Source organism: Pseudomonas sp. P5_B3, assembly GCF_056400405.1.
Genome location: NZ_JBFULI010000060.1, coordinates 22,218 through 31,704 on the forward strand (window position 1 = coordinate 22,218; position 9,487 = coordinate 31,704).

The window sequence follows — 9,487 nt, forward strand, 5'->3', positions numbered from 1 at the left end:
GATTACCAATCAATCGAATAGGTCATGCTCAAGGTACGGCCTTCGGCGTTGGGGAATGGCGCTCTGGCGTTGGCCTGGGCGAACAGGTTGACGTACGTGCGGTTCGTCAGGTTGTACACCCCGCCTTCCAGGCGACCGACCGGCAAGTACACGGAGCCGAGCAGGTCCACCAGCGTATAGCCATCGATGTCGCGCCCGTTGTTGTCCTTGGCGGCAGCGTCGTAACTGGACAGGTGCATGCCTTGCAGGCGCAGGGTGTAGTCGTCTTCGGCGTAGCCGACGAACAGCGTGGTCTTGGCCGGTGAAATGCGTGTCGCCGGCAGATCGATCCATTTCCCGTTCTGCTCGGTTTCGCCTTTGGCCCAGGCATAGGTGCCACCCACCGACCAGTGATCGGTCGCGAGGTAGGTCAGGCTGTTTTCGATGCCGCGAACCCGCTCCTTCTGGTTGATCAGACGCAAGACACGGTCATTGGCATCGTAAAACTGAGTCACGTCCGAGGTGTTTTCATAGACGGTGACGTCGGCCTGCCACCGGTCCCAATCACCGCGCCAGCCCAGCTCGTAGCTGTCGACCTTGATGGCCTGGGCGTTGAGGCTCTGGATGTCGAAGGTGCTGTTCACGTCACGCAAGAAGCGCTGGATGTCCGGCAGCGAAAACCCCTGGCTGTAATTGGCGAAGACGTCCTGATGTTCACTCAGGTGATAGACCGCGCCCAGGTTATAGAGCGTCGCGTCGTATTTGAGGGTGTCACCGGGCAGGATGGCGCGTACGCCGGTCTGGACGATCTGACCGTAAGCGATGCTGTCGGAGACCTCGCTTTCGATCCATTCGCGGCGCACACCGCCACGCAAGGTCCAGTCTCCGATGTCCCAGGACATCTGCCCGAACAGCGCCTTGGTGGTGGTTTCGATATCCGGGCCCATCTCGTAAGTGGTGCCGGTCTTGGTGTAGGTCAGCCCTTTGAGGGTGTATTGGTCACCGCGCTGGCGGGAGCGTTCGTGATCATAGTCGGCGCCCCAGACCAGGTTGCCCGTGGCGCTGCCGATGGCCGGCAACGGCGTGTCGATGGCCGCACGCAGGCCGTAGACATCCTGCACGCTGTTGTTGTCGGCGATCCCGGCCTTGCCCCGCGACAGGTCCGGGAAGAACAGCGCGTCGGCCCGGCGCCAGTAGCTTTCCAGTTGCAGGCCCTGGCCATAGAAGTCGTTGTCGGTGTAGTTGAGGTTGGCCGCCTGGTTATGGGTGTAGGGCTGGTCGTCGAGTTTCAGTCCTTTGACCGCCACGGCCTCTTGCAGGTTTTTCGGGTCTTTTGTGAAGTCAGTGTCCTGCTGGTCCTTGTAGTCCTGCAGCGACAGGCTGAGTTTTTTATCGGCATCCAGTTCGTAACCGAAACGACCTTGCAGGTCGTAGGTGTCGGTGTCCATGTTGCTGCCCTGGGAGGTGTCCTGAGGGATGCGATTGCCGTTGCCGTCGTACTGATCGTTGCGCTGGGTCAGGTCGGCGGACACGTACCAGTCCAGGGCATCCTTGCGCCCGGTCGCACTCTGAAAGGCCTCGTAGGCGAAACCCTTGCTGTTGAGATTGTTGCCGGTAGTCAGGCCCAGTTTGCTGCTGTAGGCAAGGTCCTGACCCTGGTTGCGCTTGGTGATGATGTTGATGATGCCGCCCGAAGCGCCGGCTCCATAAATGCTGCTGGCGCCGGAAACCACCTCGATGCGTTCGATACTGGCCGGCGCGATGCTGTTGAGCTGGCGGAAGTTGTCACGCGTGGCGTTCTGCGACACGCCGTCGATCAACACCAGCATGTTGCGCCCGCGCAGGGTCTGGCCGAAGTTGCTCATCCCGCCGCTGGACGGCGCCAGGCCGGGAACCAGCTGCCCCAGAATGTCGGAGACCCGACGCCCGGCGCCACTCTGTTGGCGGATCTGTTGTTCGTCGATCACCTGGACCGAGCCTGGAATCGAGGCAATGGTCGCTTCGCTGCGCGTCGCGGAAACGACGGTGGCTTGCATGTTCAATGTGCCGGGCTGCTGGTCGGTGTCCTCGGCCCAGGCCTGGGCGCTGACGGAGCCGAGCAACGGAATCAACAARGAAAGTTTGGTTCGGGTCATGAATTGGTCTTTTTTTTAGTCGTGATAAGTGTGGGTAGACAAGATTGCGGGATCAGGCGTGGAGGTGAATGAGCGCACCCAACGGATCCCGATGGCGGCCAGTGCGTAGGTCAACGCCACCAGCCAGAAACTGTGGGCCAGCCCGACCAGCCCCATGCCGATCCCGCCGAGGACGGCACCAAGCAGAGCGCCAGCCTTGGCCGCGCTGTTGCCCAGGCCGAGGGCAAAACCCTGTTGGCTTGACGACACGGTGTTGGCGATCAGCGCATAGGCGACGGGGAGCAGTGCGCCTTGCCAGATGCCCCAGACCAGCCGGCTGACGAGAAACCCCAGCCATTCGCTGGCCAGTGCCGTGGCCGCTAGCGTCAGGGCGCAGAGCCAGGCAACGCCTTCGATGACGCGCAAGGTGTAAGCCGGCTGCCAGTGGTCGAACAGACGCCCCCACAGCGGGGCGGAGATGGCCAGGGTCGCTGCACTCGCCGCGTAAGTAGCGCCGATCAGCCAGCCCGGCGCGTGCAGAATGTCGGCGACGTACAGCGCGTAGAAAGGCTGCGRCATCATCTTCGCGGCTTGAATCAACACGATTACCAACAGGATTCCACCAAGCCAGCCTTTAGGCAGGGCCACCGGCGCAACCGGTTTCTTCGTCGAGGTTCGCGCCTTGTCGGCCGGCAGGAAAAAACTCCCCAGTGCACACAGCAGGCAAATCGCCGTCGCGCCATAACAGAGCAGGGCAAACCCCGAGATGTCCATCAGCCAGCCGCCCAGTACCGGGCCGATCAACGAGCCGACGGCGGTCGCCGATTGCAGACGGGCCAGGGTGTGACCGCGCCGGGAGCTGTCGCAGCAGGCCAGGGCATAGGCTTGCGCGGCGGCGATAAACCCGGCCAATGCGCCTTGCATCACGCGAATGCCCACCAGCAGCCACGGGTCGAGGGTAATCGCCGCCAGCCCCTGGCACAGCGCAAGTGCCAGCAACGCCCGAACGATCATCGGCTTGTGCCCGGTGCGATCACCCAGCCGTCCCCACGCTGGCGTCAGCAGCATGGCCGCCAGCATCGGGCCGGCATACACCAGCGCCGATAGCAGCGCGGTGTAGCCGGCGCCCTCTGGCCCAAGCAGATGCTGGATCTGCAAGGGCCAGAACGGGCCGCTCATTTCCATGGCGCCCATGGAGACAAACTGGATGACGATCAGCAGTCGCAACGCACGACCATCAGCGAGCATCGGCGTTGGTTCGCAGCGGATTACTCAGGCGTCCGACGATGTCGGCGTGGCTGTCGTGCAAGCGCATGCGCATGAACGATTTGGCCGGCCAATCCTGTTCCAGCAGGGCCTGGCGCTCGCTTTCCCAGCGTGCCGGTTCGACGTGCTCGCGCACGCTCTCGAAGCACTGTTCAACGTGCATGGCCAAACGCTCCCAAAGGCTGTTTTCCGGCACATTCCAGTGGCGGGCGCAGAGCAACGTCAACTCACCGAGATGGCACATGAACGTGGTGTGCAGGAGCTTGTCGCGGACAAAACCGGCGTCGTCGTACAGGGTCATTTCCGGATCGTGCAGCTGGATATCCAGACCCTTGGCGTGCAGGGTTTTGCGATCGATGCGAATGTCGCCGAAGTCACGCAGCAGCAACCGATTCAACTGCCCGTCAGCGCCCATCACCATGAAGCTGTTTTGCTGGTGCGCTTCGAACGCCACGCCATACATCAGGTAGATGCCCAGCAGGCTCGGGACGGCAATCGACAGGTAATCATCGAAGAACGCCAGCATGGCCGCGCTGTCGTCACGACCCTGAGCCAGTTGTACCCAGTCACGCAGCAACGGCTGTTCGAATTCGTTGACGGCGAACAGGCTGCCGACCGGCACGGCCAGCTCGCCTTCTTGCAGCAGGGTCAGCGGGTTGTCGCGGTATAGCACGGCGGCATGTCGGGACCGTTCGTCATTGGCCGGTTGTGGCGCGTAATGAACGCCGATGCGCTCCGGCACGATGTTCAGCAGGCGCTGAATCCGCGGTTCATGATCGAGAATCTGCAATATCAGTTGGCTGATGCGCGGTCCCATCCGGGCCGAGCGCGGCGACACGGTGCGCTGCACGCTGGTCAGGCGCAAGGCCACCGGCAGTTTGACCATCGGCGCAACGCGGCTGGCCTCTGGTACGACCGTGCGGAAAGACATGGTCGGGTGGCCGGTGAAAGCAACGATGTCGGTGACGATCAGCAGGTTGTCGGCGATCTCGCCGGCGAACGAATTGGTCAGTTCTTCATTGACTTGCCATGGGTGCGACGGCAGCGGGAGGTAGTCCGTTGCCTCCAGGCCCCGTTGCTGCAAATGGCGCTGCAATTGTTCGGCGGCCTGCGGGAAGTGGCCCTGCCACCAGTCCCGGTAATCGGCGGTGCCGGCCAGTGACTCGACGTGGGCGTACTGACGGTGCAGGGCGCACAGCACAATTGGAAAACTCGCTTCGAATTCCGGCGAGAAAGCGATGACCTGTGCAGCGCTCAAGCCCAGTTTGGTCTTGTAGTTCGGATGCCAGGGGTGGCCGAGCGTGCCCCACTGTTCGAGCAGTGACGTCGGGTTCTGGTGGTTGGGGCTGGCTTTGAGCCAGGCGAGCAGATTGTCGTCGTGCTCGGTGTCGATCTGCTCTCTCAGGCGCTCGGTCCATCCATGGTGGAACGCCAGGCACAGGGTGTCGTTGCTGTAGCTATCGTCCAGTTCGCGGGCCAGACGTTCCAGTACCTGCGGGGAGGCGGGCGGGTTGAGCTGAGTGCTGAGGTGAGCGAGCAGTTCGCTGGGCAGCTGGATTTTGTGGGGCAGGCTGTCGGGGGTGTGCAGGACGATGCTGCCGCGAACGTCCCAGCTGTTCATTCTTCCGCCCGACAGGTGATCGAAGCAAAGCTTCGCACCGTCGCCAAGCGGCAGCCAGCAACGACTGTCGTCGTCGTATTCGCAGGCGTCGGGGTTGATCAGACCTTCGCGAAACAGCGCCTGGATCAGGCGTTGGAAGCAGCGCTGGGCGGCGGGCTCCAGGGCATTGCTCAAATGGTCGAGGGTGATGCGGTGGGACTGGAAGGCCGGAGTGCCGAGGGCTTCGCTCCAGTTTGAGAGCAATTGCTGCTGTTTTTGCGTGTAAGCGCGCATCGAGTCCGACTCCTTCTGGACAGTGGTTTAGCTGAATGCGCGCAGAGAATACATTTTCCAAATAATAATGCAAATGATAGTAGTTCCTACTTGTAGTATGAGGAACTCCTTTTCAGAGACCGACGAGGGGTTTGCTCAAGACCATGTAGCGCTCTCCCACCTTCCGCGCATACTCCTCCAACACCTGCTGACACAACGCCACAATCTCCTCGACCCACTCAACGCCCACCCGCCACGACACCACCACCTGCAAGTCGGGTGGTCGCTGATCGATGTCCAGCAAGGTCAATTCACTACGCGCCAGTTCCTCGGCCACCAGCACCGGCGGCAACGCGCCAACGCCAAAACCGTCGCGCAGCAGCCGGGTAATCGCCGACACCGAGTTCACGCAGTTCAACCGTGGCGTCATCACGCCATTGGCCTGCATCAGGGCGAGCACTTCCTGATGCGGGTGGGAGTTTTTCGAGTAGGTAATGATCCGCTCTTTCGCCAGATCGGCGACGCCTGAATACTCACGGTTGTACAGGGAATTGCTGGCCACAATCCAGCCCATGGGGTGGCTGGCCAGTTCCAGGCTGCGCACGCTTTCCTGGCGCAGCAGGTCGGTTTGCAGGATCACGTCGAGAAAGCCTTTTTGCAGCTGATCGCAGAGGTTGAGCGAGGTATCGGCCACCAGCTCGATTTCCACCAGTGGGTAGTGATCAGTCATCTGCGCCACCAACGGGCTGAGCCAGGTGTGGATCACCGTGTCCATCACGCCGATGCGCACCCGTCCGGCCTTGCTCGAGCGGGTTTCGATCGACTGCTTGAGTGCCTGCATGGTGTCCATCATTTGCTCGGCGTAATCGAGCACTTTAAGGCCCTCCGGCGTCAGGCTCACGCCGCGCGAATCCCGCAGAAACAGCTTTACCCCAAGCTCGCCTTCAAGCACTGCGATGCGGCTGGAAATCGAGGCCTGAGTAGTGAAGAGCTTGTCAGCGGTCAGGCGGAAACTCTTGAGTCGGGCGACCCAGACGAAGGTCTCGAGAAACTTCAGGTTCATGGGATAAAGATTTCTTATGTCTAAGGCGGGTTTTTATTAGTTGGACGCAGCAGGGGCGCGCGTCCAAGAATCGACGCATCCGGTTCCCACGATAGGCGTCGTCGGGGCTCAGAACAATACCAATAAAATCAGCGCGGAGATTTGCCATGAGTGCGCCCGACACCCCCGCCATCCCGAAAGCCTCGGCCCGTCCGGGACCTTTCGACTGGTATCGCAACATCAATCAGCAGGAACGCCGCACGTGATCCTCGCGGCCCTGAGCCTGCCAGAAACCCGTGGCAAGCAACTCGACGCCCGGTAACTGATAACCTGCGGGCTTGTCTTACAGATATGTCCCGCAGCTAAAAAGAATAAAGCCTACAGGAGTGTTCAGCGTGAGCCGCCTGCTATTGAACTGTGACATCGGCGAGAGTTTCGGCAACTGGACCATGGGTCTGGACGCAGAAATCATGCCCTTTATCGATTGCGCCAACATCGCCTGCGGTTTTCACGCCGGCGATCCGAGCGTCATGCGCAAGACCGTCAGCCTGGCCCTCAGCCACGGTGTGCAAGTTGGCGCGCATCCGGCCTATCAGGATCTGGTGGGATTCGGCCGCCGTTCGATGGCGTATGCCACCCAGGAGCTTCAAGACATTCTGCATTACCAGATCGGCGCCCTCGACGGCATCTGCCGGGCCCAGGGTGGTCGGGTCAGTTACGTCAAACCCCATGGCGCGATGTACAACGACATGATGGCCAACCCGGCGCAGTTGCGCGCCGTGCTGCAAGCGGTGGCGTCCTATGACCGCAACCTGCCGCTGATGTTGATGGCAACCCGCGACAACAGCGCCGCCCAACAACTGGGTGATGAATACGGCGTGACGCTGTGGTTCGAGGCCTTCGCCGACCGTGCCTACGACAGTGCCGGCAGGCTGGTGTCGCGACAACTGCCGGGAGCGGTGCATCACGACCCGGAAACAATTATCGAGCAAGCGCTGACCATTGCTCGTGGTGAAAACCTGACTGCCAGTGACGGCAGCGCCCTGCATTTGCGGGCCAATACCCTGTGCGTACACGGCGACAACGCCAGTTCGGTCGCTGCCGTGCAACGCATCCGTGAAGCCTTGAACCGGCAGAGCGCGTCATGAAACTGCGGGTGGAAGTGGTGGCGCTGGATTGCCTGATGGTGCGCCTGTTCGATGAAATTGCCGAAACCAACATGCCGTGGATGCTGGCGGCCAGTGAAAGTCTGCGGGCGGCATTCGGTGAGCATTTGATCGATCTGGTGCCGTCCTACACCACCTTGATGGTGCATTACGACTTGACCGCGCTGAGTCCCGCCCAGGCCCGGGAGTTAATCGCCCAGGCGCTGATCGATCTGTCGCCTAACGCTCATGCCCGCGGTAAATGTCATGTGTTGCCGGTGTGGTACGACTTGAGCGTCGGACCGGAGCTGAACCTGTTGTCGCAGCGCAGCGGGATGGCGGTGGAGGAGGTGATCCGTCGTCACAGCGAGCGTGAATATCAGGTGTTCGCCCTGGGCTTTGCACCGGGCTTCGCCTTCATGGGACTGGTGGAAGAGGTACTTGCCGCACCGCGTCTGAACACGCCACGCAAGAAAGTCGCGGCCGGCAGTGTCGGCATCGCCGAACGGCAGACGGCGGCTTACCCGGTGGTGTCGCCGGGCGGCTGGAACCTGATTGGCCGCACGCCGGCCAAATTGTTCGATCGCAACCGTGACGGCTACAGCCTGATGCAGCCCGGTGACACTGTGCGGTTCGAAGCGATCGGCCATGCCGAGTTCATTAACCTGGGCGGTGACGACACGCCACTGGAGGCCCAGGCATGAGCCGTCTGACGATTGAAGCGAGTACGCCGCTGTGCCTGTTGCAGGACGCTGGTCGTTTCGGCGTGCGGCATCTGGGCGTGACCCAGGGTGGAGCGGCCGATTGGCGTTCGATGTCCTGGGCCAATTGGCTGTTGGGCAACGGACTGGATGCGCCGGTGATCGAAATCACCCTCGGCGGGTTTACCGTCGTGGCGGAGGAGGAATGCGTGCTGGCCTTGGCCGGAGCGGATCTTGGCGCGCAGGTGGACGGCGAGGCGCTGGCGCCGTGGCGCAGTTTCAGGCTGCACGAGGGGCAGCGTTTGCAGTTTACCCGGCCATTGCTCGGCGCCCGGGCCTATCTGGCGGCGCCGGGTGGGTTTGATGCACCGAAAGTGCTGGGCAGCAGCGCGACGGTGGTTCGTGAGGAACTCGGCGGCCTGGACGGTATGGGCCATGCGCTGGGTAAGGGCGCGTCATTGAGCTATTCGGGCAACTCGGTGATGTTGCTGCGCGAAATGACCGCAGACCAGCGGCCGGACTTGAACCTTGATGCTCCGTTAGACCTGGTCCTCGGTGCACAGATCGGTGAGTTCAGCGGGCAGAGCCTGTTCGATGCATTCAACAGCGTGTGGAGCCTCGACAGCCGAGCCGACCGAATGGGGATTCGCCTGTTGGGTACGGCGCTGCAGTACCAGGGTAAACCGATGATTTCCGAAGGTATTCCGTTGGGGGCTGTCCAGGTGCCGCCGGACGGGCAGCCGATCGTGTTGCTCAATGATCGGCAGACCATTGGCGGTTATCCGCGGCTGGGGGCGTTGACGCCACTGGCGCTGGCGCGATTGGCGCAGTGTTTGCCGGGGGCGCGGGTGCGGTTGCGGCCGGTGGTGCAGGATGTCGCCCATCGTGAGCATGTCGAGTATTTGCAGCGTTTTTTGAACAGCTAAAAGCATCGCGAGCAAGCTCGCTCCCACAGGGTAAGAGTCGTTCACAAAATTTGTGAACAGCACCAAACCAATGTGGGAGCGAGCTTGCTCGCGATGGCGTCAGACCAGACAACAAAGATTACTTGGAAAGAAACCGCATCCCTTCCTCCAACCCCCGCAACGTCAACGGATACATCTGATCCTCGATCAAATCCCGCACGATATTGGTCGAAGAGGTATAGCCCCAAGTGTCTTTAGGATACGGGTTGAYCCAGATGAGCTTCTTGTACTTCTCCTTGAAACGCTGCATCCACACGTAACCGGCTTCTTCGTTCCAGTGCTCGACGCTGCCGCCCGGCTGGGTGATTTCGTAGGGTGCCATGGCGGCGTCGCCGATGAAGATCACTTTGTAGTCGGCGCCGTACTTGTGCAGCAGGTCCATGGTCGAGGTGCGCTCGGAGG

7 protein-coding genes and 1 pseudogene are annotated in these 9,487 nt (G+C 61.4%); 3 read left to right on the forward strand and 5 right to left on the reverse strand.

All coding sequences use genetic code 11. The features are described from left to right. Positions 1-2: 2 nt before the first annotated feature. From AC1DRN_RS25765 to AC1DRN_RS25780, 4 genes are all read right to left on the reverse strand, one after another. Positions 3-2,114, reverse strand: a complete 2,112-nt coding sequence (locus AC1DRN_RS25765; RefSeq protein WP_223462015.1) for a TonB-dependent receptor — start codon at positions 2,112-2,114, stop codon at positions 3-5. 15 nt (positions 2,115-2,129) lie between these two features. Next, the gene (locus AC1DRN_RS25770) at positions 2,130-3,341 is read right to left on the reverse strand and encodes an MFS transporter (RefSeq protein ID WP_477786839.1); all 1,212 of its coding nucleotides are present in this window, start codon (positions 3,339-3,341) and stop codon (positions 2,130-2,132) included. After that, entirely contained in the window at positions 3,331-5,253 is a 1,923-nt protein-coding gene (locus AC1DRN_RS25775) for an IucA/IucC family protein (RefSeq protein ID WP_223462020.1), read from the reverse strand. Before AC1DRN_RS25775 ends, AC1DRN_RS25770 begins: the two co-directional genes overlap by 11 nt. A 112-nt stretch (positions 5,254-5,365) precedes the next feature. Further along, complete coding sequence (locus AC1DRN_RS25780) at positions 5,366-6,295, reverse strand: LysR family transcriptional regulator (protein WP_223462022.1); 930 nt, start codon at positions 6,293-6,295, stop codon at positions 5,366-5,368. 374 nt (positions 6,296-6,669) lie between these two features. Here AC1DRN_RS25780 and AC1DRN_RS25785 point away from each other — a divergent pair, with 374 nt between their 5' ends. Genes AC1DRN_RS25785 through AC1DRN_RS25795 form a run of 3 tightly spaced genes read left to right on the forward strand, consistent with a single transcriptional unit; the run spans position 6,670 to position 9,046 of the window. Then, entirely contained in the window at positions 6,670-7,422 is a 753-nt protein-coding gene (locus tag AC1DRN_RS25785) for a 5-oxoprolinase subunit PxpA (protein WP_223462024.1), read from the forward strand. Next, a complete protein-coding gene (gene pxpB, locus AC1DRN_RS25790; RefSeq protein ID WP_223462026.1) occupies positions 7,419-8,123 on the forward strand; it encodes a 5-oxoprolinase subunit PxpB in 705 nt (234 codons plus the stop codon). The genes AC1DRN_RS25785 and pxpB overlap by 4 nt, the downstream gene beginning before the upstream one ends. Beyond that, the gene (locus AC1DRN_RS25795) at positions 8,120-9,046 is read left to right on the forward strand and encodes a 5-oxoprolinase subunit C family protein (RefSeq protein WP_223462028.1); all 927 of its coding nucleotides are present in this window, start codon (positions 8,120-8,122) and stop codon (positions 9,044-9,046) included. The genes pxpB and AC1DRN_RS25795 overlap by 4 nt, the downstream gene beginning before the upstream one ends. Before the next feature lie 118 nt (positions 9,047-9,164). Here the strand turns inward: AC1DRN_RS25795 and AC1DRN_RS25800 are convergent. Further along, positions 9,165-9,487 (reverse strand): annotated as a pseudogene (locus AC1DRN_RS25800) (hypothetical protein); the annotation flags it as partial.